Source organism: Nocardiopsis trehalosi NBRC 14201 (genome assembly GCF_001552555.1).
In the GTDB taxonomy this organism is placed as follows: domain Bacteria; phylum Actinomycetota; class Actinomycetes; order Streptosporangiales; family Streptosporangiaceae; genus Nocardiopsis_B; species Nocardiopsis_B trehalosi.
On the sequence record NZ_BCRK01000107.1, the window covers coordinates 1 to 21,307 of the forward strand.

Annotated in this window: 19 protein-coding genes; all 19 read right to left on the minus strand. The window is 75.3% G+C overall.

What is annotated here, in order from left to right:
• Positions 1-50: 50 nt before the first annotated feature.
• Positions 51-1,484, minus strand: coding sequence for an argininosuccinate lyase (gene argH / locus NT8_RS18050; RefSeq protein ID WP_067970951.1), 1,434 nt, complete (start codon positions 1,482-1,484; stop codon positions 51-53).
• A 76-nt stretch (positions 1,485-1,560) separates the two neighbouring features.
• Positions 1,561-2,094, minus strand: a complete 534-nt coding sequence (locus NT8_RS18055) for an arginine repressor (RefSeq protein WP_067970953.1) — start codon at positions 2,092-2,094, stop codon at positions 1,561-1,563.
• On the minus strand, positions 2,091-3,068 hold the full coding sequence (gene argF / locus NT8_RS18060; RefSeq protein ID WP_067970955.1) for an ornithine carbamoyltransferase: 978 nt from the start codon (positions 3,066-3,068) through the stop codon (positions 2,091-2,093). Before argF ends, NT8_RS18055 begins: the two co-directional genes overlap by 4 nt.
• Positions 3,065-4,273, minus strand: coding sequence for an acetylornithine transaminase (locus NT8_RS18065; protein ID WP_067970957.1), 1,209 nt, complete (start codon positions 4,271-4,273; stop codon positions 3,065-3,067). The genes argF and NT8_RS18065 overlap by 4 nt, the downstream gene beginning before the upstream one ends.
• Complete coding sequence (argB, locus tag NT8_RS18070; protein WP_067970958.1) at positions 4,270-5,193, minus strand: acetylglutamate kinase; 924 nt, start codon at positions 5,191-5,193, stop codon at positions 4,270-4,272. The genes NT8_RS18065 and argB overlap by 4 nt, the downstream gene beginning before the upstream one ends.
• Positions 5,190-6,341 (minus strand): bifunctional glutamate N-acetyltransferase/amino-acid acetyltransferase ArgJ, encoded by a 1,152-nt coding sequence (gene argJ / locus NT8_RS18075; RefSeq protein ID WP_067970960.1) that lies wholly within the window; start codon positions 6,339-6,341, stop codon positions 5,190-5,192. The genes argB and argJ overlap by 4 nt, the downstream gene beginning before the upstream one ends.
• Positions 6,342-6,372: 31 nt before the next feature.
• Positions 6,373-7,401 (minus strand): N-acetyl-gamma-glutamyl-phosphate reductase, encoded by a 1,029-nt coding sequence (argC, locus tag NT8_RS18080; protein WP_067970962.1) that lies wholly within the window; start codon positions 7,399-7,401, stop codon positions 6,373-6,375.
• 123 nt (positions 7,402-7,524) lie between these two features.
• The gene (locus tag NT8_RS18085; RefSeq protein WP_067970964.1) at positions 7,525-8,991 is read right to left on the minus strand and encodes an NAD(P)/FAD-dependent oxidoreductase; all 1,467 of its coding nucleotides are present in this window, start codon (positions 8,989-8,991) and stop codon (positions 7,525-7,527) included.
• A 106-nt stretch (positions 8,992-9,097) separates the two neighbouring features.
• The gene (locus NT8_RS18090; RefSeq protein ID WP_067970966.1) at positions 9,098-9,610 is read right to left on the minus strand and encodes a MarR family winged helix-turn-helix transcriptional regulator; all 513 of its coding nucleotides are present in this window, start codon (positions 9,608-9,610) and stop codon (positions 9,098-9,100) included.
• Between the two features lie 166 nt (positions 9,611-9,776).
• On the minus strand, positions 9,777-11,009 hold the full coding sequence (locus tag NT8_RS18095) for an aminotransferase family protein (protein ID WP_067970968.1): 1,233 nt from the start codon (positions 11,007-11,009) through the stop codon (positions 9,777-9,779).
• Between the two features lie 398 nt (positions 11,010-11,407).
• A complete protein-coding gene (gene pheT, locus NT8_RS18100) occupies positions 11,408-13,906 on the minus strand; it encodes a phenylalanine--tRNA ligase subunit beta (protein ID WP_067970970.1) in 2,499 nt (832 codons plus the stop codon).
• Positions 13,906-15,024, minus strand: a complete 1,119-nt coding sequence (pheS, locus tag NT8_RS18105) for a phenylalanine--tRNA ligase subunit alpha (RefSeq protein ID WP_067970983.1) — start codon at positions 15,022-15,024, stop codon at positions 13,906-13,908. The genes pheT and pheS overlap by 1 nt, the downstream gene beginning before the upstream one ends.
• A 119-nt stretch (positions 15,025-15,143) precedes the next feature.
• Positions 15,144-16,247: a sensor histidine kinase gene (locus NT8_RS18110; protein WP_067970985.1), complete on the minus strand. Its 1,104-nt coding sequence runs from the start codon at positions 16,245-16,247 to the stop codon at positions 15,144-15,146.
• A 325-nt stretch (positions 16,248-16,572) separates the two neighbouring features.
• Positions 16,573-17,382, minus strand: coding sequence for a TrmH family RNA methyltransferase (locus NT8_RS18115; RefSeq protein WP_067970972.1), 810 nt, complete (start codon positions 17,380-17,382; stop codon positions 16,573-16,575).
• Between the two features lie 7 nt (positions 17,383-17,389).
• Positions 17,390-17,767, minus strand: a complete 378-nt coding sequence (gene rplT, locus NT8_RS18120) for a 50S ribosomal protein L20 (RefSeq protein WP_067970974.1) — start codon at positions 17,765-17,767, stop codon at positions 17,390-17,392.
• Positions 17,768-17,930: 163 nt separating this feature from the next.
• Positions 17,931-18,122 (minus strand): 50S ribosomal protein L35, encoded by a 192-nt coding sequence (gene rpmI, locus NT8_RS18125; RefSeq protein ID WP_067970976.1) that lies wholly within the window; start codon positions 18,120-18,122, stop codon positions 17,931-17,933.
• 163 nt (positions 18,123-18,285) lie between these two features.
• Positions 18,286-18,891, minus strand: a complete 606-nt coding sequence (gene infC / locus NT8_RS18130; protein WP_084469060.1) for a translation initiation factor IF-3 — start codon at positions 18,889-18,891, stop codon at positions 18,286-18,288.
• A 377-nt stretch (positions 18,892-19,268) separates the two neighbouring features.
• The gene (locus NT8_RS18135) at positions 19,269-20,108 is read right to left on the minus strand and encodes a shikimate dehydrogenase (RefSeq protein ID WP_067970980.1); all 840 of its coding nucleotides are present in this window, start codon (positions 20,106-20,108) and stop codon (positions 19,269-19,271) included.
• On the minus strand, positions 20,108-21,307 hold a 1,200-nt coding region (gene mltG, locus NT8_RS18140; RefSeq protein ID WP_157515876.1), incomplete at its 5' end, for an endolytic transglycosylase MltG. The genes mltG and NT8_RS18135, both read right to left, overlap by 1 nt.

The following is a 21,307-nucleotide window of genomic DNA, read 5'->3' on the forward strand; positions in this document are numbered from 1 at the left end:
GGCCCGCCCCCCGGGGACGGGGGGCGGGCCCGGTGCGGGGCGGAGCGGGGTCAGCCGAGGCGTTCGGCGGCGAAGGCGCGGTGCCCGGCGGCGGCGGCGCGCACCCGGTCCAGCTGCTCGGCGACGCGGACGGGGGCGGTGCCGCCCTTGGCCGCGCGGGAGGCCAGCGATCCGGCGACGGTGAGGACCTCGCGCACCGACGGGTCGAGGTGCGGGGAGAGGGCGGCGAGGTCGGCGTCGGTGAGGTCGGGCAGGTCGATGCCGCGCTCCTCGCAGGCGCGCACGCAGGCCCCGGCGATCTCGTGCGCCTCGCGGAAGGGCACCCGGCGCCGGACCAGCCATTCGGCGATGTCGGTGGCGAGGGAGAACCCCTGCGGGGCGAGTTCGGCCATGCGCTCGCCGTGGAAGGTGAGGGTGGCGACCATCCCGGTGAAGGCGGGCAGCAGCAGGTCGAGCGTGTCGACCGCGTCGAAGACCGGCTCCTTGTCCTCCTGGAGGTCGCGGTTGTAGGCGAGGGGCAGGCCCTTGAGGGTGGTGAGGAGCCCGGTGAGGTCGCCGACGAGGCGGCCGGCCTTGCCGCGGGCGAGTTCGGCGATGTCGGGGTTCTTCTTCTGCGGCATGATCGAGGAGCCGGTGGAGAACGCGTCGTCCAGGGTGACGAAGGAGAACTCCTTGGTGGCCCAGAGGATGACCTCCTCGGCCAGCCGGGACAGGTCGACCCCGGTCATGGCGGCGACGAACGCGAACTCGGCGACGGTGTCGCGGGCGGCGGTGCCGTCGATGGAGTTCTCGGCGGCGGCGGGGAAGCCGAGGTCGGCGGCGACGGCCTCGGGGTCGAGGCCGAGGGAGGACCCGGCGAGGGCGCCGGAGCCGTAGGCGGAGACGGCGGCGCGGCGGTCCCAGTCGCGGAGGCGCTCGACGTCGCGCAGCAGCGGCCAGGCGTGCGCGAGCAGGTGGTGGGCGAGCAGCACGGGCTGGGCGTGCTGGAGGTGGGTGCGGCCGGGCATGGCGGTGTCGGGGTGGGCGGCGGCCTGGTCGGCGAGGGCGTCGACCAGGTCGAGGATGCCGCCGGCGACGGCGCGGGCCTGCTCGCGCAGGTACATGCGGACCAGGGTGGCGATCTGGTCGTTGCGGGAGCGTCCGGCGCGGAGCCGGCCGCCGAGGTCGGGGCCGACGCGTTCGATGAAGCCGCGTTCCAGGGCGGTGTGCACGTCCTCGTCGGCGGGGACGGGGGTGAAGGCGCCCGATTCGACGTCGGCCTCCAGCCGGTCGAGCCCGGCGAGGGTGTCGGCGAGTTCGGTGGCGGTGAGGAGGCCGGCGCCGTGCAGGACGCGGGCGTGGGCGCGGGACCCGGCGATGTCGTGGCGGGCGAGCCGCCAGTCGAAGTGGGTGCTCAGCGAGAGCCGGGCGAGGGCCTCGGCGGGGCCGCCTGCGAAGCGGCCGCCCCACAGCCGGGTGACCTGGGTGTCGCGCTCGTCAGCCACGGTGGTCCTTGTCGGTGTCGGTTTCGGTGTCGGTCGGGTGGATCGGGTGGGGGGTGCCGGCCGGGGCCGGCGGGTGTCACGGGCGCCGGTCGGCCAGCCGCAGCAGCGCCGACGCCAGGTCCTCGCCGCCCTGGGGGTCGCGGGAGATGACCAGGATGGTGTCGTCCCCGGCGATGGTGCCGAGGATGGCGTGGAAGTCGGTGTGGTCGATGGCCGAGGCGAGGAACTGGGCGGCGCCGGGCGGGGTGCGGACGATGACCATGTTGGCGGACGCCTCGGCCGAGACCAGGAGGTCCTCCGCCAGCCGGGTGAGGCGGGCGGAGGACGCCTGGGCGAGGTCGAGGGTGTCGGGGCGGGCGCGCTGGAGGCGCTCCCCGCCCTCGCCGGGCAGCACGTAGACGAGGCTGCCGTCGACGGTGCGGAGTTTGACGGCCCCGAGTTCGTCCAGGTCGCGGGAGAGGGTGGCCTGGGTGACCTGGACGCCGCTGTCGCCGAGCAGCCGGGCCAGCTCGCCCTGCGAGCGGACGTCGTTGCGGGTGAGGGCCTCGGTGATGCGGGCGTGGCGGGCGGCCTTGGTCATCGGGGTGGAACCGGCACCGTCGGCGGTCATCGCCGCTCGTCCCCTCCCGGGCCGCCGGGCGCGGCGGAGCGGAGCAGGAAGGCGAGGACGGCCTTCTGCGCGTGCCGCCGGTTCTCGGCCTGGTCCCACACGGCGCTCTGCGGCCCGTCGAGCACGGCGGCGGTGATCTCCTCGCCGCGGTGGGCGGGCAGGCAGTGCAGGACGATCGCGTCGGGCGCGGCGGCGGCGACGAGGGCGTCGTCGACGGTGTAGGGCCGGAAGGGCGTGTCGCGCTCGCCGGCCTCGCCCTCCTGGCCCATGGAGACCCAGGCGTCGGTGGCGAGGACGTCGGCGCCGTCGGCGGCGGCCGCGGGGTCGCCCGTGACGGTGACGGAGCCGCCGGTGGCGGCGGCGATCTCGGCGGCGCGGTCCAGGACGTCGGTGTCGGGGCGGTAGCCCTCGGGGGCGGCGACGCGGACGTGCAGGCCGGCGAGGGCCCCGCCGAGGAGGTAGGAGTGGGCCATGTTGTTGGCGCCGTCGCCGAAGTAGGCGAGGGTGAGGCCGGCGAGGGCGCCCTTGCGCTCGCGGACGGTCTGCAGGTCGGCGAGGATCTGGCAGGGGTGGAACCGGTCGGTGAGGGCGTTGACGACGGGGACCCCGGCGGTGGCGGCCATGGCCTCGACGCGGTCCTGGCCGAAGGTGCGCCAGACGACGGCGGCGACGTGCCGGCCGAGGACGCGGGCGGTGTCCTCGACGGGTTCGCCGCGGCCCATCTGGCTGCCCTGGGCGTCGAGGACGAGCGGGTGGCCGCCGAGGTCGGAGACGCCGACGGCGAAGGAGACGCGGGTGCGGGTGGAGGGCTTGTCGAAGAGCAGGGCGACGGTGCGCGGGCCCTCCAGGGGCCGGTGGGCGTAGGGGTCCTTCTTCATGGCGTCGGCGAGGTCGAGGATCTCGGCCTGCTCCGCGGGGGTGAGGTCGTCGTCGCGGAGGAAGTGCCGGACGGGGGCGGGCCCGGTGGGGCTCATGGCGTCTCCCGGTCGGTGTCGTCGAGGATGGCGGGCAGGGCGGCGGTGAACGCCTGGATCTCGTCGCGGGTGATGGTCAGGGGCGGTGCGAGGCGGATGACGTCGGGGGCGACGGCGTTGACCAGGAACCCGTGGGCGGCCGCGGCGGTCTGGACGGCGCCGGCGGCGGGGGCGGTGAGGACGACGCCGCGCCACAGTCCGGTGCCGCGCACCCCGGCGACGAGGGGGTGGCCGGCGGCGGTGATGCCGTCGGCGAGCAGGGCGCCGAGGTCGGCGGCGTTGGCGAGGAGCCCCTGGGTCTCGATGGTGTCGAGGACGGCGAGGGCGGCGGCGCAGGCGACGGGGTTGCCGCCGAAGGTGGAGCCGTGGTCGCCCTTCGCCAGGGCGGTGGCGTAGCGGCCGAAGCCGACGGCGGCGCCGATGGGCAGGCCGCCGCCGAGGCCCTTGGCGAGGGTGAGGACGTCGGGGCGGACCCCGGCGGCCTGGTGGGCGAACCAGTGGCCGGTGCGGCCGATGCCGCTCTGGATCTCGTCGAGGACGAACGCGGCGCCCGCGGCGTCGCAGGCGGCGCGGACCTCGCGCAGGTAGCCGTCGGGGGCGGTGACGATGCCGGCCTCGCCCTGGACGGGTTCGACGAACACGGCGGTGCAGGTGGTGTCGACGGCGGCGCGGAGGGCGTCGGCGTCGCCGTAAGGGACGAAGACGACGTCCATGCCGAACGGGCCGAAGGGTTCGCGGATGGCGGCCTTGCCGGTGACGGCGAGGGCGCCGGAGGTGCGGCCGTGGAAGGCGTTGGCGGTGGAGACGATGCGGCCGCGGCCGGGGCCGGCGGCGCGCTTGACGATCTTCAGCGCGGCCTCGTTGGCCTCGGTGCCGGAGTTGGCGAAGAAGACGCGGGCGTCGCCGCCGGGTTCGGCGCCGAGGAGTCCGATGAGGCGTTCGGCGAGTTCGACCTCGCGGGGGTGGAGGTAGAGGTTGCTGGTGTGGGCGAGCGCGGCGGCCTGGTCGGCGACGGCGGCGGTGAGCGCCGGGTGGCCGTGGCCGAGGGCGGAGACGGCGATGCCGGCGACGAGGTCGAGGTAGGAGCGGCCGTCGGCGTCCCAGACCCGGCGGCCCTCGCCGCGGACGAGGGCGATGGGCGGGGTGCCGTAGTTGGGCATGAGGGCGGCGTCGAAGCGCGCCTGGAGGTCGGCGGTGGCGGTCACGCGCCCTCCCCGGTGGCGAGGGCGACGGGGTCGGTGGGGGTGTCGGCCTCGGCGACGACCATGGTGCCGATGCCGTCGTTGGTGAAGACCTCCAGCAGCATGGAGTCGGGGGTGCGGCCGTCGAGCACGTGCGCCTGGGGGACGCCGCCGCGCACGGCGCGCAGGCACGCCTCCATCTTGGGGACCATGCCGGCGGAGAGGTCGGGCAGGAGGGCCTCCAGCTCGCCGGCGGTGAGGCGGCTGATCAGCTCGGTGCAGTCGGGGTAGTCGGCGTAGAGGCCTTCGACGTCGGTGAGCATCATGAGCTTGGCGGCGCGCAGGCCGACGGCGAGCGCGGCGGCGGCGGTGTCGGCGTTGACGTTGTACACGCCGTCGTCGGAGCGGGCGATGCTGGAGACGACCGGGATGCGGCCGTCGTCCAGGAGGGTCTCGATGACGCCGGGCTGGACGTCGACGACCTCGCCGACGAGCCCGATGTCGACGGGGACGCCGTCGACGACGGCGGGTTTGCGTTCGGCGGTGAACAGGTGGGCGTCCTCGCCGGAGATGCCGACGGCGAAGGGGCCGTGGGCGTTGATGAGGCCGACGATGTTCCGGTTGACCTGGCCGACGAGGACCATGCGGACGACGTCCATGGTCTCGGGGGTGGTCACCCGCAGCCCGGCGGCGAACGAGGACTCCACGCCGAGCCGGTCGAGGTGGGCGTTGATCTGGGGGCCGCCGCCGTGCACGACGACGGGGCGCAGCCCGGCGTAGCGGAGGAACACGATGTTCTCGGCGAAGCGGGTCTGCAGGGCGGGGTCGGTCATGGCGTTGCCGCCGTACTTCACGACGACGGTGCGGCCGTGGAAGCGGCTGAGCCAGGGCAGCGCCTCGATGAGGGTGTTGGCCTTGTGGAGTGCCTGGGAGCGTGAGTTCATGTGCTGTAGGCCGAGTTCTCGTGTACGTAGTCGACGGTGAGGTCGGTGGTCCATACGGTGGCGGCGGCGCTGCCGGCGGACAGGTCGACGGTGACGGTGACGTCGCGGCCGGTGAGGTCGACCTTGGAGCGGTCGTCGCCGACGGCGCCGCGGCGGCAGATCCACACCCCGTTGATGGCGACGTTGAGCTGGTCGGGTTCGAAGGCGGCGTCGGTGGTGCCGACGGCGGCCAGCACGCGCCCCCAGTTGGGGTCGTTGCCGAACATGGCGCACTTGACGAGGTTGTTGCGGGCGACGGCGCGGCCGACCTCGACGGCGTCGGCCTCGTCGGCGGCGCCGACGACCTCGATGGCGATGGACTTGGTGGCACCTTCGGCGTCCGCGACGAGCTGGCGGGCGAGGTCGGCGCAGACCTCGGTGAGCAGGGCGCCGAACGCGGCCTCGTCGGGGGTGGTGCCGGCGGCGCCGGAGGCCATGAGGACGACGGTGTCGTTGGTGGACAGGCAGCCGTCGGCGTCGACGCGCTCGAAGGTGGTGGCGGTGGCGGCGCGCAGCAGCCGGTCGCACTGCTCGGCGGTGAGGTCGGCGTCGGTGGTGACGACGGCGAGCATGGTGGCGAGGGCGGGGGCGAGCATGCCGGCGCCCTTGGCCATGCCGCCGATGGTGTAGCCGTCGCCGCGCCGGAAGGCGATCTTGGCGACGGTGTCGGTGGTGCGGATGGCGTCGGCGGCGTCGAGTCCGCCGTCGCGGCGGGCCTCGGCGATGGCGGTGTCGACGCCGTCGAGGAGGCGCGGTAGGGGCAGGCGCTCGCCGATGAGGCCGGTGGAGCAGACGACGATCTCGCCGGCGGAGTCGTCGAGGGCGGCGGCGGCGCGTTCGGCGGTGGCGTGGGCGTCCTGGAAGCCCGGCGCGCCGGTGCAGGCGTTGGCGTTGCCGGCGTTGAGGACGACGGCGCGGACGCGGCCGCCGGCGACCACCTGGCGCGACCACAGGACGGGGGCGGCCTGGACGCGGTTGCGGGTGAAGACGGCGGCGGCGGCGCGGGAGGGGCCGTCGTTGATGACGGCGGCGACGTCGCGGTTGCCGCTGGGTTTGATGCCGGCGGTCACTCCGGCGGCGCGGAAGCCGCGGGGTGCGGTGACACTCACGTGGTGCCCTTTCACTGTTCGGGGGTGTGCCCTAGGGGGCGACGCCCGTCAGGGGGAGGCCGGTGGTCTCGGGCAGGCCGAGGGCGATGTTGGCGCTCTGCACGGCGCCTCCCGCTGTGCCCTTGGTCAGGTTGTCCAGGGCGGCGACGGCGACCATGCGCTGGGCGGCGTGGTCGACGGTGACCTGGACGAGGGCGGTGTTGGCGCCCAGGGTCATGCCGGTGGCGGGCCAGGTGCCCTCGGGCAGCAGGTGCACGTAGGGCTCGGCCTCGTATCGTCGCCGGTAGGCGTCGCGGACCTGCTCGCCGGTGGTGCCGGGCTTGAGGGGGGCGGTGCAGGTGGCGAGGATGCCGCGGGACATGGGGGCGAGGACGGGGGTGAAGGAGAGCCGGACCGGGCCGTGGGCGACGGCGGAGAGGTTCTGCGCGATCTCGGGGTTGTGCCGGTGGGCGCCGCCGACGCCGTAGGGGGCGGCGGAGCCCATGACCTCGCTGCCGAGGAGGTGCGGTTTGAGGGCGCGGCCGGCGCCGGAGGTGCCGGTGACGGCGACGACGGTGAGGTCGGGTTCGACGAGGTCGTCGGCGACGCCGGGGAGGAGCGCGAGGGTGGCGGTGGTGACGTGGCACCCGGGGACGGCGATGCGGCGGGCGCCGGCGAGGGCGGTGCGGGCGCCGGGCAGTTCGGGCAGGCCGTAGGGCCAGGTGCCGGCGTGCGGGGTGCCGTAGAACCGCTCCCAGGCGTCGGCGTCGGCGAGCCGGAAGTCGGCGCCGCAGTCGACGACCAGGGCGGCGTCGCCGAGCTGCTCGGCGATGGCGGCGGATCGGCCGTGCGGCAAGGCGAGGAAGACGATGTCGTGGCCGGCGAGGGTGTCGGCGCTGGTCTCGGTGAGGACCCGGTCGGCCAGGGGGACCAGGTGCGGCTGGTGGTCGCCGAGGCGGGTGCCGGCGTTGCCGCCGGCGGTGAGCGCGCCGATCTCGATGTCGGGGTGGGCCAGGAGCAGCCGGAGCAGTTCTCCGCCCGCGTACCCGCTGGCTCCGGCGACCGCCGCCGTGTATCCCATTGCCTGGTCTCCCCCCGTACCGCTCCGTCTTCGAACTATCATGCAGTCCTCTGTAATATTATGCAACCACGGGCGGTGCGCCGCCCGGCACCCCCCGGTGTCCGCGGCCCAGCGCTCCGCGCCTCAGCGGTCCGCGGCCCCGGTGGCGCGGCCGCCGCCGATGCGCCCGGCGATCCCGGCCAGGCGCGAGGTGTGCGGCACCCGGTCGGATTCGCGGCGGTCGGCGCCCCGGTAGAGGCCGTTGGCCACCTGGCCGCCGACCCACCGCAGCGGTTCGGGCTCCCAGACGCGGGCGCCGGGCCCCACCCACGGCAGCCGGGTGAGGTCGGTGGCCCGGCCCAGCACCAGGTCGCGCAGCGTGCGCCCGGCGAGGTTGGCGGCGGTCACGCCGCTGTCGCCGTAGCCGCCGGCCCAGCCCAGGCCGGTCTCCGGGTCGAGGTGGACGCCGGGGCGGCCGTCGCGGGGCACGCCCAGGACGCCCGACCAGGCGTGGGCGACGGGGACCGACGCGGCGACCGGGAACAGGCGGGCGAGGACCCGCCACAGTTCGGCGATGGTCTGCGGCGGGGTGGCGCCGGTGTCCTCGCGGCCGCCGCCGAGCCGGTAGGGCGTGCCGCGGCCGCCGATGGCGATGCGGTCGTCGGCGGTGCGCTGGGCGTAGACGTGGGCGTGGGCGGCGTCGGTCAGGACCTCGCGGTCGGCCCAGCCGATGTGCTCCCACATCTCGGCGGAGAGGGGTTCGGTGGCGATCATGGACGAGGTCACGGGCCGCCAGCCGGGGCGGTCGCCCTGCACGCCGCCGGTGTAGCCCTCGGTGGCGCGGATGACGTGGTCGGCGCGGACGGTGCCGTGCTCGGTGACCGCGGCCGGGCGCTCGGTGCCGGAGCGGGGGCGGATCCGCGTGACGGCGGTGCCCTCGAAGACGTCGACCCCCAGCGCCTCGACGGCGCGGGCGAGCCCGACCGCGAGCCGGGCCGGCTGGACGCGTGCCGCGTGCGGGCTGAAGGCGGCGGCGAGGGCCCCGTCGACCTGGAGGCGGGGGCCGCGGCAGGGGTCGAGGGGGTACAGGTCCTCGGGCCAGTAGCCCCACTCCTGGAGGTGGCGGACGCGCTCCAGCAGCCGGGTGCGCTGCGCGGGGTTGGTGGCGACCACGCGCAGGCCGCCCTTGGCGATGTCGGCGTCGATGCCCTCGGCGGCGGCGACGGAGACGACCTCGTCGACCGAGCGCATCATGGCGCGCTGGAGGGCGATCATGCCGCCCTTGCCGTGCGCGTCGGCCGGGGCCTCGCGCGGGCCGGGGAACTCGGCGGAGAGCCGGCCGCCGTTGCGGCCGGAGGCGCCGAAGCCGGCGAACTCGCGCTCCAGGACGGCGACGCGGATGTCCGGCCGCGCCTTCTTCAGGTAGTACGCGGTCCACAGCCCGGTGTACCCGGCGCCGACGACGCACACGTCGTAGTCGGCGGAGCCGGGGAGCGCGGGGCGGCGCTCGGGCAGGCCGTCGGCGCGGTACCAGAACGCGACGCCGCCGTTGCGGAACTCCGCCGATCGCGGCACCGCGCGCATCTCGGCCGCGCTGGCGAAGAACTTCATGGGACCCGCTCCCCCGTACTGCTCGGACTGGTCGTGCGACCGCCAAGGCTACCGGGGGTCATTCGTCCCGATTCGCGTGGCTCCGGGGTTGCGGGGTCGAGCGGCCTCAGGCGCCGCCGGGAGAGCCGCCCGCGACCCCTCCGGCGGCGGCGGAGGTGTCGCGGAGGACCCGGGCGAGGTCGGCCAGGCGGCGCAGGCCGTCGGGGCCGAGGGGGCCCAGGACGTGCTCGCGCAGGAGCGCCACGTGCCGGGCGCGCGCCCGCTCGGCGAACTCCAGGCCCTCGAGGGTGAGCGCCGCGTAGACCACGCGGCGGTCGGAGGGGCAGTCCTGGCGGGTGAGGTAGCCGGCGCGCTCCATGCGGTCCGCCAGCTTGGTGAACCCGCCGCTGCTGAGGCTGACCTCGCGGGCCAGGCGGCTCATGGGCAGCCGGTGGTCGGGTGAGCGCTGGAGGCGGATCAGGACCTCGAACCACGGCCCGGACATGTCGCCGCCGCCGGGGTCGACCCCGCGCAGCAGCAGCGGACCGGTGGTGCCGACCGACTCGATGAGCAGCCCCCACGCGGTGATGAGTTCGTCGTCGCCAACGGCCTGCGGCACCGTCGCCGCGCGCTCCGCCATGTCCCCTCGCCCCCCACACGTCCTGCCCCATGATGATACGCGCGAAATATCTTCCTGGCGAAACATCCGCCGGGGCGGGGCGGCGGGGGCGGGTCCGGCGCGGGGGCAGGGGCGGGGACGGGGTACGGGGGCGGGGCGGGCACGTGCCCCGCCCCCGCGCGGCCGGCTACTCGGGGTGGCGCGCGGCCACCGCGTCGAGCGCGGCGCGGAGCGTGGAGACCAGGTGGTCGATCTGCTCCCAGGTGATGATGAGCGGCGGCGACATCAGCAGCGAGGTCGGGACCGCCCGCAGGACGACCCCGCGCGCCCGCGCTTCGGCGAAGACCTCCGCGGTGGTGATGCCGCGGCGGCCCAGCGCGTCGTCGGTGAGCTCCACCGCCGCCATGACCCCCGTGCCCGAGCGCACCTCGCGCACCAGCGGGTGGTCGGCGAGGGTGCGCACGGCGGCGTCCAGGTGCGACTCGACCTCCAGCGCCACGGTGAACAGGTCCTCGCGCTCCAGGATGTCCAGGTTGGCCAGCGCGGCGGCGCAGCAGGTCGGGTGGCCGGCGTAGGTGGTGCCGTGGTGGAACGGGTTGCCCGGCCGGTTCCAGAACGGGTCGGCGACCTCGCCGCTGGTGATGACGCCGCCCAGGGGCAGGTACCCGCTGGTGACCCCCTTGGCGAACACGATCATGTCGGGGCACACCCCGAACCGCTCGATGCCGAACCAGTTGCCCATGCGGGCGAACGCGCAGATGACGCTGTCGACGACGAACAGCACGCCGTGGCGGCGGCAGATCTCGGCGACGCGGGGGAAGTAGTCGGGCCCGGGGGCGTGGACGCCTCCGGAGCCGATGACCGGCTCGGCGAAGAACGCCGCGACGTTGTCGGCCCCCAGGCGGAGGATCTCGCGCTCCAGGGCCTCGGCGGAGTCGTGCGGGACGACCGAGTTGGCGGTGACCAGGGGGCCGAACCCGGCGCGGAACTTGTCCATGCCGGCGATGCTGGTGCCGATGCCGTGCAGCCCGTGGTAGCCGCCGGTGCGGCTGATCAGGTGGGTCTTGCGCGGGCTGCCCAGCGCGGCCCAGTAGGCGCGGGCCAGCTTGGCGGCGGTCTCGATGGACTCGCCGCCGCCGCAGGTGAGGATGACCCGCGGGTCGGCCACGGGGGCGTGGGCGGCCAGGCGCTCGCTCAGCTCCAGGGCGGGGCCGTTGGCGAAGTCGCCGTAGACGGTGAACGCGTCGAGGGTGGTGATCTGGCGGTGGACCGCGTCGGCGATCTCGGTGCGGCCGTGGCCGACGTTGCAGTACCAGAGGCTGGCGGTGCCGTCGAGGTAGCGATCCCCGTTGTCGTCCCACAGCCAGGCGCCCTCGGCCTTGGCGACCACGAACTCCGGGCCCTTGGCCACGGTGTTCATATCGCAGAAGGTGTGCCAGAGGCGGCCGGGTTCCGCCTCGTCGGCCGGTGTGCGGGCATACGAAACCACTGTTTCGGTCATGAGCGACCTCCGAGCCGTGGTGTGCGCAGGCAGCGCAGCAGAGAAAAGCCGTGGGAAACAGCTGTCCCGCGAGTGTTCCGGCGACTCCGGATCGCGGCAGGTACCCGCAGGCTAAATCGGGGAAGGCACCGGGTTCAAGAGACGAAACAAGGATTCATCCCCGGATTTACACGGGTCATTCGCGGTACCCCCGCACCGGGGCCGCGAAACACCGCGCTACCAGGCGAAATCAGCCGGAAAAAAGTCGCGAAACGGACGCGGCCCCGCCGCCCTCCGCGCGGAGCGGGGGTGGCGGGGCCGCCGGGGCGGCGCGGCGCTCAGCCGCGCAGCACCGCCCCGGTGCGCTCGGCCGCGGCGGCCACGGCGGCGTCGCGGGCCGCCGTGATCTCCTCGGCCGTCAGCGTGCGGTCGGGGGCGCGGAAGCGCAGGCTGTAGGCGAGCGACCGGCGCCCCTCGCCCACCTGCTCGCCGCTGTAGACGTCGAACAGCCGGACGTCCTCCAGCAGGTCGCCCGCCCCGGCGCGCAGCGCGCCCTCGACATCGCTCGCCGCGGTCCCGGGGCCGACCACCAGCGCCACGTCCTGCACGGCGACCGGGTAGGTGGAGACGTCGGGGGCGGTGGCGGGGGCCAGCGCGGCCTCGATCGGGTCGAGGTCGAGCTCCATCGCCGCGGTGCGGGCCGGCAGCCCGTAGGCCTGCACGACGCGCGGGTGCAGCTCGCCGGCGTGGCCCACCAGGCGCTCGCCGCCGTCGCCCGCCAGGTACAGGGCGGCGCAGCGCCCCGGGTGCCAGGGCTCGCGCCGGTCGGCGCGCACCACGAGTTCGGCGCCGGCGGCGCGGGCGACCACGCGGGCCGCCTCGATGGCGTCGGCCCACGTCGCCGCGCGGCCGCTCCCCCACCAGCCGGAGCGCTCGCGGGCGCCCGCGAGGACCGCGCCGACCCGGCGCGGCTGGTCGGGCAGGGCCGCCCGCAGCGCCGCCAGCTCCTCCTCGGTGGGCCCGCGGTCGACGGGCGGTAGCGGGGCCCGCTCGGGCGCGCCCGGCCGGGGCAGGAAGACCAGGCCGATCTCGAACAGGGCGGCGTCGGCGTTGCCCCGGCCGACGTTGCGGACCAGGGCCTTGAGCAGCCCGGGCAGCAGCGTGGTGCGCAGCAGCGGCTCGTCGTCGTTGAGCGGGTTGGCCAGCCGCAGCGCGCCGCGGCGGGCGTCGTCGGCCGGGAGGTGCAGGCCGTCGAGGTCGCGGGGGCCCGTGAACGGGTAGGTCAGCGCCTCGGTGTAGCCGGCGCCGGCCAGGGCGCGGCCGACGGCGCGGCGCAGCCGCTGCCCGGCGGTGAGCCCGCGGCCCGCCGGGGCGCGCGGCGGGACGGCCGGGATGTTCTCGTACCCCTCGTAGCGGATGACCTCCTCGGCGAGGTCGTTGGGGTCGGTGAGGTCGGGCCGCCAGGTGGGCGGGACCACGCGCAGCGTGTCGCCGTCCTCGGTGACCGCGCACCCGATCTGCCGGAGCCGGGCGGTCACGGTGTCGCGGCCGTAGGGCACGCCCGCGACCGCGCCGGGGTGGGCGGCGGCCATCGTGATGGCGGCGGGCGCCGCGCCCGCGTCGGCGACCTCGGTGTATCCGGGGTCGACCTCGGCGCCGCCCAGCTGGGCGAGCAGCCTGACGGCGCGGGTGGCGGCGGCCGGCTGGATCGCGGAGTCGACGCCCCGCTCGAAGCGGCGGGACGCCTCCGACGACAGCTGGTGGCGCCGCGAGGTGCGGGCGAGGTGGGTCGGCGCGAAGTGCGCCGCCTCGATCAGCACCTCGGTGGTGTCGGGGCCGATCTCGGTTTCGAGGCCGCCCATGACCCCGGCGATGTTGATCGGGCCGGTGGCGTCGGTGATGACGATGTCGTCGGGGTCGAGCGCGCGCGTGACGTGGTCGAGCGTCTCCAGCCGCTCGCCCTCGGCCGCGGCCCGCACCACGATGGGCCCGGAGACCTTGGCGCGGTCCCAGCCGTGCAGCGGCTGGCCGGTCTCCAGCATCACGTAGTTGGTGACGTCGACGGCCAGCGAGACCGACCGCACCCCGCACAGCGCCAGGCGCCGCCGCATCCACGGCGGCGTGGGCGCCGCGGGGTCGAACCCGGACACCGCGCGCAGCACGTAGCGCGAGCACAGGCCGGGGTCGGCGACGGAGGCGGCGGGGCCGGCGCCGGGCCGCCCGTCGACCTCGATGTCGGCGGGGTCGCGGAAGGCGGTGCCGTAGACGGCGGCGGCCTCGCGCGCCACGCCCCGCATCGACAGCGCGTAGCCGCGGTCGGGGGTGACCGCGATGTCGAGGACGTCCTCGCGCAGCCCGAGGAGCCCGTAGGCGTCGGTGCCGGGCTCGGCGGAGCCGGGCGGCAGCACGATGATGCCCTCGTGGTCCTCCCACACGCCCAGCTCGGTGGCGGAGCAGATCATCCCGGCCGACATCCGGCCGTAGGTCTTGCGCTCGCCGATGGCGAACCCGCCGGCCAGCACGGCGCCCGGCAGGGACACCACGACCAGGTCGCCCTCGGTGAAGTTGCGGGCGCCGCAGATGATGCCCTGGGGCGCGCCGGTGCCGTTGGCGGTGCCGACGTCGACCGTGCAGTAGCGGATGGGCTTCTTGAAGCCGGTCAGCTCCTCGATGGCGGCGACCCGGCCCACCACGATGGGGCCGCTGATGTCGGCGCCGAGCTCGTCGACGGTCTCGACCTCCAGGCCGACGGCGATGAGGTCGGCGGCGAGGCGGCGGGCGGTGACGCCGTCGGGCAGGTCGACGTACTCGCGGAGCCAGGAAACGGGGACGCGCATCAGATCTCCCTCTCGAACGCCGAGGCGAAGCGGACGTCGCCCTCGACCATGTCGCGCATGTCCTTCACCCCGCGGGCGAACATCAGGGTGCGCTCGACGCCCAACCCGAAGGCCCAGCCGCTGTAGCGGTCGGTGTCGACGCCGGCCGCGGTGAGCACGCGCGGGTTGACCACGCCGCAGCCGCCGATCTCGATCCAGCCCTCCGAGGAGCAGGTGCGGCACGGGGCCTCGGGGCGGCCCACCGACGCGCCCCGGCACACGAAGCACTCCATGTCGACTTCGGCCGACGGCTCGGTGAAGGGGAAGTAGGACGGCCGGAACCGGGTGCGCAGGCCGCTGCCGAACATGCCCTGGACGAACGCGGTGATGGCGCCGCGCAGGTGCGCCAGCGTGATGCCCTCATCCACCACGAGCCCTTCGAGCTGGTGGAACACGGGGCTGTGGGTGGCGTCCAGCTCGTCGGTGCGGAACGTGCGGCCCGGGGCCACCACGTAGACCGGCAGGTCGCGGTCGAGCAGGGCCCGCACCTGCACCGGGGAGGTGTGGGTGCGCAGGACCAGGCCGGACTCGCCGCCGGAGGGGGCCTCCACGAAGAAGGTGTCCTGCATGGTGCGCGCCGGGTGGTCGGGCAGGAAGTTGAGCGCGTCGAAGTTGAACCACTCGGCCTCGACCTCGGGGCCCTCGGCCACCTCGAAGCCCATGCCGACGAAGATGTCGGTCATCCGCTCGGCGATGGTGGTGAGCGGGTGGCGCGCGCCGCGCGGCGCGCGGTCCCAGGGCAGGGTGACGTCGACGGCCTCCTCGACGAGGACGCGGGCGTCGCGCTCCTCCTCCAGGGCGGCCTGGCGGGCCTTGACGGCCTCGCCGACCTCGCGGCGGGCGCCGCCGACGCGCTTGCCGGCGTCGGCCTTGGCGGCCGGGGGCAGCGCCCCGATCTCGCGGTTGGCCAGCGCGAGCGGGGACCGGTCGCCGGCGTGCGCCAGGCGGACCTCCTTGAGCTCGTCCAGGGAGGCCGCGGCGGCGATGGCGGCGAGCGCCTCGTCGCGCATGCGGGCGACCTCGTCCGGATGCAGCGCGGTCACTTCGACCGGATCGTATGAGTTGTTGGGTGCAGACATGTTCGCCTCGCCGCCCTCGCCCATGCGGGCGGGGCGGCCGTCACGGGCCCGCGCGGACGCGGGCGCAAAGCCGACAGGGAAGCTGGAGGTGCCGCCCGCCGCGTCCGGTCCGGCTCCGCTCAGGCGAAGTCGGGGGTGCCGGCGGGCACGGTAAATCGGAACTCCGCGCCACCGCTGGGGGCGCGGCCGACCGTGATCGCTCCGCCGTGGGCCTCGATCAGGCCCTTGACGATGAACAGTCCGAGGCCGGTGCCGCCGCGGCGCCGCGTGCGCCAGAACCGGCGGAAGACGCGCGGCACGGCTTCGGGCGCGATGCCCTTGCCTTCGTCGCGCACCGACACGGCTGCTCCCCCCTCGTAGGGCTCGATCACAATGGTGACAGTACCAGCGCCGTGCCGCACCGCGTTTTCCACCAGGTTCGCCATGATCTGCTCGATCTTGTCCGCGTCGAGCCACATGTCCGGAAGCGGGCCGTGCACCTCCAGCCGGTAGCGGTCCTGGGCCTCGCCCGCCGCCACCCGCCCGGCCACCAGCCGGCGGGCGAGGTCGGGCAGGTCGACCAGTTGGCGGCGGATCTCCAGCCGCCCCGATTCGATCCGCGACACGCTGAGCAGCTCGGTGATCAACCGGGTGACCCGGTCGGCGTCGGCGTTGACGGTCTCCAGCATGAAGATCTTCTGCTTGTCGGTGAGCCGGTCCCACTTGGCGAGCAGGGTGGCGGTGAACCCCTTGACGCTGGTCAGCGGGGAGCGCAGCTCGTGGGCGACGGTCGACACGAGGTCGGCGCGGCTGCGCTCGCCGCGCGCCCGGTGCGAGGCGTCGCGCAGTGTGACGACGAGGCGGTCGACGTCGCCCAGGGGTTCGGCGCGCACGTAGCGGGCGGCCATCAGGACCTCGCGGCCGTCGGCGAGGAAGAGCGAGCGCTCGGGCTGGCGGGTGCGGATGCGCAGCCCGCCGTAGGGGTCGGTGGACTTCCACCAGTCGCGGCCGTCGGCGTCGTGCAGCGGCAGCACGTCGCGGAAGTCGCGGCCCAGCGCGGCGCCCGCGGGCACGCCCGACAGCCGTGCGGCCATGCGGTTGAAGACGGTCACCCGCCCGGCGCGGTCGGCGACGACCACGCCGTCGGGCAGGTCGTCGGCCGCGACAGGGTCGCCGCCGCCCCGGGGACCGCCGTCCCGCTCCCCCGCCTGGTCGCCACCCACGACCGCCTCCCCACGCCTCATGTGCCCGCGCCCGCCGGCGTGCGGTAGCGCCGGTCGCGGGGCCCGGCGGCGCGTCGCCCCGCACCACGGGGAGATCATTACCCGCCGAACTCCTCCGCTACGCTCCGCAGCGACGAGCGGGGGCGCCCGAACGCGCGGGCCGGCGCCGCGGCATGCCGATGAGAGCACGAGCGTATCGGCAACCGAGGGTGTCCGGGCAACCCGCGCGTCCGCTCGGCGCCGGTGGCGGCGCGGCAGGACGCCGCGCGGGCGCGGCGGGGACCAGCGTGCGGGGCCGCGCTATCCGCGTCGCGGGTCGCGACCCGTCTCGCGCATGGCGGGCGGGTCAGGCTCGCTGCTGGCGCGCCGTGGTGTAGAGGCAGACCGCGGCGGCGGTGGCCAGGTTGAGGCTCTCGGCGGCGCCGAAGATGGGGACGCTCACGGCGCCGTCGGTCAGCGCGACCGTTTCGGCGGGCAGGCCCCACGCCTCGTTGCCGAACACCCAGGCGACGGTGGAGTCGAGGGCACCGGCGTCGGCGGCGGCGTGCAGGTCGCGGTCGCCGCGCCCGTCGGCGGCGAACACCCGGGCGCCCGCGGCGCGCAGGTGGTCGATCGCCGCCGCGATCGGGACGTCGACCACGACGGGCAGGTGGAAGAGGCTGCCGGCCGAGGCACGCACGCACTTGCCGTTGTAGGGGTCGACGGAGGCGTCGGTGAAGACGACGACGTCGGCGCCCGCGGCGTCGGCGGTGCGCAGGACCGTCCCGGCGTTGCCCGGGTCGCGGACGTGCGACAGCACGACCGCGAGCCGGACGGGGCCGACCTCGGAGAGCGGCACGTCCACGAAGTCGCAGACGGCGAGGACCCCCTGCGGGGTGACCGTCTGCGCGAGCTCGGCCATGACGTCGAGGCTGACCCGGTGGACCGGGACGGCCCGCGCGTAGGCGGCGTCGCGCAGGTCGGTGTGCCGCTGCATCGCCTCGGAGGTGGCGTACACCTCGTGGACGACGCCCCGGGGCGCGGCGAGCGCCTCGCGCACGGCCTGCGGGCCTTCGGCGAGAAAGCGCTTCTCGCGCCGCCGGAAGGCGCGTTTGGCGAGCCGACGAGCCCCCTTGATACGGGGCGACCGGATACTCGTGAACTCGTGGCTCGCCATCGGTGTGCTAGGCCGCGGCCTGCGACGGCGCCGGGATCGCCTTCTTCGCGGTCTCGACCAGCGCGGCGAAGGACGCCTCGTCGTTGACCGCCATCTCGGCGAGCATGCGGCGGTCGATCTCGATGCCGCTGGCCTTCAGGCCCTGCATGAACCGGTTGTAGGTCAGGCCGTTGGCGCGGGCACCGGCGTTGATGCGCTGGATCCACAGCCGGCGGAACTGGCCCTTGCGGTCCTTGCGGTCCCGGTAGGCGTAGGTCATCGAGTGGAGCATCTGCTCCTTGGCCTTGCGGTACAGCCGCGAGCGCTGGCCGCGGTAGCCGCTGGCGCGCTCGAGGACGACCCGGCGCTTCTTCTTGGCGTTGACAGACCGCTTCACGCGTGCCACAGGAACTCCCTCATGGGTAGCCGGTGCGCGGACTCCGCGGCACCGGGCGGCCCGCCCGGGGGGACCGGGGGGCCGTGCGGATCGGAGGCGTCCACCCGAACGGGGCGCGCGGCCCGTTCGGGGCGCGGCGCGGCCGGAGGACGCGGGACTGGGGGGACGGCGGCTAGCCGAGCAGCTTCTTGATCATCTTGGCGTCGGCCTTCGCGAGCGGGACGTCGCCGGTGAGGCGGCGGGTCCGCTTGGTGGGCTTGTGCTCCAGCAGGTGGTTCTTGTTGGCGCGGCGGCGCATGATCTTGCCGGAGCCGGTCACGCGGAATCGCTTGCTGGCACCACTGTGGGACTTGTTCTTCGGCATGTCGCCGCGTCTCCTACTCACTCGGCGCGCCACCGGGGCATCGGTGGCGCGTGTCTGCTGTGCGCTGCGCGCGGGTTCGGCGCACGCCTGCGGGCGCCGCCGCGGTTCCGGCGAGGTCCCGCGGCGGCGTCGTCCGCGTCCCGGCGGACCGGGCGGCGGTGGGTCAGCCGCCCTGGCCGGCCTGCTCCTGCTCGCGCTCGTCGCGCCGGGGCCGGGCGCTCTCGGCCGCGGCGCGGGCCTCGGCCTTGTGCTCCGACCGGCGCTTGTGCGGGCCGATCACCATGACCATGTTGCGGCCGTCCTGCTTGGGCTGGGACTCGACCGCGCCCAGGTCCTGCACGTCCTCGGCCAGTCGGGCCAGCAGCCGGCGCCCCAGCTCGGGGCGGGACTGCTCGCGGCCGCGGAACATGATCGTCACCTTGACCTTGTCGCCGCCCTTGAGGAACCGCACCACGTGACCCTTCTTGGTCTCGTAGTCGTGCGGGTCGATCTTCGGGCGGAGCTTGATCTCCTTGATGATCGTGTTCGACTGGTTCTTGCGCGACTCGCGTGCCTTGACCGCGGACTCGTACTTGAACTTGCCGTAGTCCATCAGCTTGGCGACCGGCGGGCGGGCGGTCGGCGCCACCTCGACGAGGTCGAGGTCGGACTCCTGCGCAAGACGCAGCGCGTCCTGCACCGGGACGATGCCGACCTGCTCCCCGTTGGGGCCGACGAGTCGGACCTCGTTCACCCGGATGCGGTCGTTGATGCGGGGCTCTGCGGTGATGGGACCCCTCCCTAGCTTTGTCGTGTCGCTCGTGTGTGGGGGGCCCGCCCGGTCCCGTGGGCCCGGAACGCGAAAACCCCGCCAGCTGTGTGCAAGCGGGGTGATCCACCGGAATACGCCGACGGGGCGAGGGCGCTGCCCCCGCCGCGCGCACCGCCGTCCGATGAGGGACGGCGACGACGAGCACGTCGTCGACCGGGACCTACACGGGTGGAACCCGGCAGGTGGGAGGGACCGCCTCCGCTTACGTGTCCGGCGCATGCCGCGCCGGATCAGGTCAGGACATCACTCTACCACCGAAATGCGCCACCGGATGCGGACCGCGGGCCCGCCGGCGGACACCACCCCGCAGGTCGGCGGCGCCGCCCGGGGCGGCGCTACTCCCCCGCGTCGGAGCGGCGGCGCAGCTCCGCCTCACCCGCGCGGCGCATGGCCTCGACCGGCGCCGGGCCCGCCCCGGTCATCAGCTCCACCTGGGCCGCCGCCTGGTGCAGCAGCATCGGGAACCCGCCGACCGCGGTCCGCCCTGCGGCGGCCACCGCGGTGGCCGCCGCCGTCGGCCACGGGCTGTAGACGACGTCGAAGTAGGCGGCGCGGCTCGCGGCGAGCACGTCGGCGTAGGGGTCGGCTGCCCGGGGCGGGAGCGTGGACACGACGAGGTCGACGTCGAGCCGGTCGGCGATCCCGGCGAGCGGCGCCGCCTCGACGCGCAACCCCATGCGCTCGGCCGCCGCCAGCGCCCCGCCGGCGCGGGCGGGGTCGCGCGCGAGCACGGTCACGGCGCCGGGGGCGTCGGCGCCCAGCTCGCGCAGCGCGGCCAGCGCCGAGGCGGCGGTCGCCCCACCGCCCAGCACGGCCGCCGTGCGCACGTGGTCGACGCCGGCCTCACGCAGGGCGGCGACGATGCCGGCCACGTCGGTGTTGTGGGCCCGCCGCAGGCCGCCGCGGAGCACCAGCGTGTTGGCGCCGCCGACCTCGCGGGCGGCGGTGTCGGCGGAGTCGGCCAGTTCCAGCGCCATGCGCTTGAGGGGCATGGTCAGCGACAGCCCGGCCCAGGTGGCGTCGCGTCCGGCGAGGAACCCGGGCAGGGCGGCCTCGTCGCACTCGACGCGGTCGTAGCGCCACTCCCCCGCCAGCCCGAGCTCGGTGTAGGCGGCGGTGTGCAGCACCGGCGACAGCGAGTGGGCGACGGGTGAGCCCAGGACGGCGGCGCGCATCAGAGGTCCCCCCGGTTGGCCTCGAACTCGGCCTTGAGCTGCTCGAACTCGGGGTAGGTGTCGGCGAACTCGGTGACCCCGTTCTCGGGGTCGGTGGCGACGAAGTACAGCCATTCCCCGTCGGCGGGCTCCAGCGCGGCCTCGATGGCCTGCTCGCCCGGGCTGACGATCGGCCCGGAGGGCAGGCCGGTGCGGCCGTAGGTGGCGTAGTCGCTGTCGGCCGCCTTGCACGCCGCGAGCTGGTCGTCGGTCAGCGCGATGCCGTACTCGCCGATCACGTAGAAGCACGTGCTGTCCATGCCCAGCTCCATGCCCTCGTCCAGCCGGTTGTAGACGACGCGGCTGACCTTGGGCATGTCCTCGGCGCTGCCGGACTCGGCCTGCACGATGGCGGCGATCGCCATGACCTCGTCGGCGGTGAGGTCGTGCTCGCCGGAACGCGCCTCCAGGTCGGTGGACTCGGCCGCCTGGTCGTACCGGGCGACCATGCGCTGGAGGACGTCCGGGGCGGTGTCGCCGGGCGAGATCGTGTAGGTGTCGGGGAACAGGTAGCCCTCGGGGTTGCCGTCGGCGTACTCGGGCAGCCCCAGCGCGTCGGTGTCCGCGTAGGCGGCCTCCAGCTCGTCCATCGGCAGCCCGCCCTCGGTGGACAGCAGCTCCAGGATCTCGCTGGAGCGCAGCCCCTCGCGGATGGTGACGCGCGTGCCGACGCGCGCGTCGGCGTCGAACAGCAGGGCGACGGCGGCCTCGCCGCTCATCTCCCGCCGCAGGTTGTAGGTGCCGGGGGTGACCGCGCCGCCGTGGTCGCCGAGGGCGTCCAGGAACGCGCCGGAGCTCGCCACCACGCCCTGCTCGACGAGCTGGTCGGCGACGGCGGAGCCGCTGGCGCCCGGCTCGACGGTCACCTCGACCTCGCCGGTGCCGGGGCCTTCGTGGTCGGGCGGGAAGAGGTACTGGCGCCCGGCGAAGCCGGCGCCCGCGACCACCACGCAGACGACCGCGACCACCGCGATGGTGCGGGTGCGGCCGCCGCCGGAGCGGCGGGGGGCGGCGCGGCCGCGGGTGCCGCGCCCGCGGTGGCCCCTGCCGCGCGCGGGGGCGGCGTCGTCGGGATCGCCGCCGTCGGGATCGTCGGGGTCGTCGGGATCGGGGCCGCCCGGCGCGGCGCGGTGGGAGCGGCGCGGCGGGTCGGCCGCGGC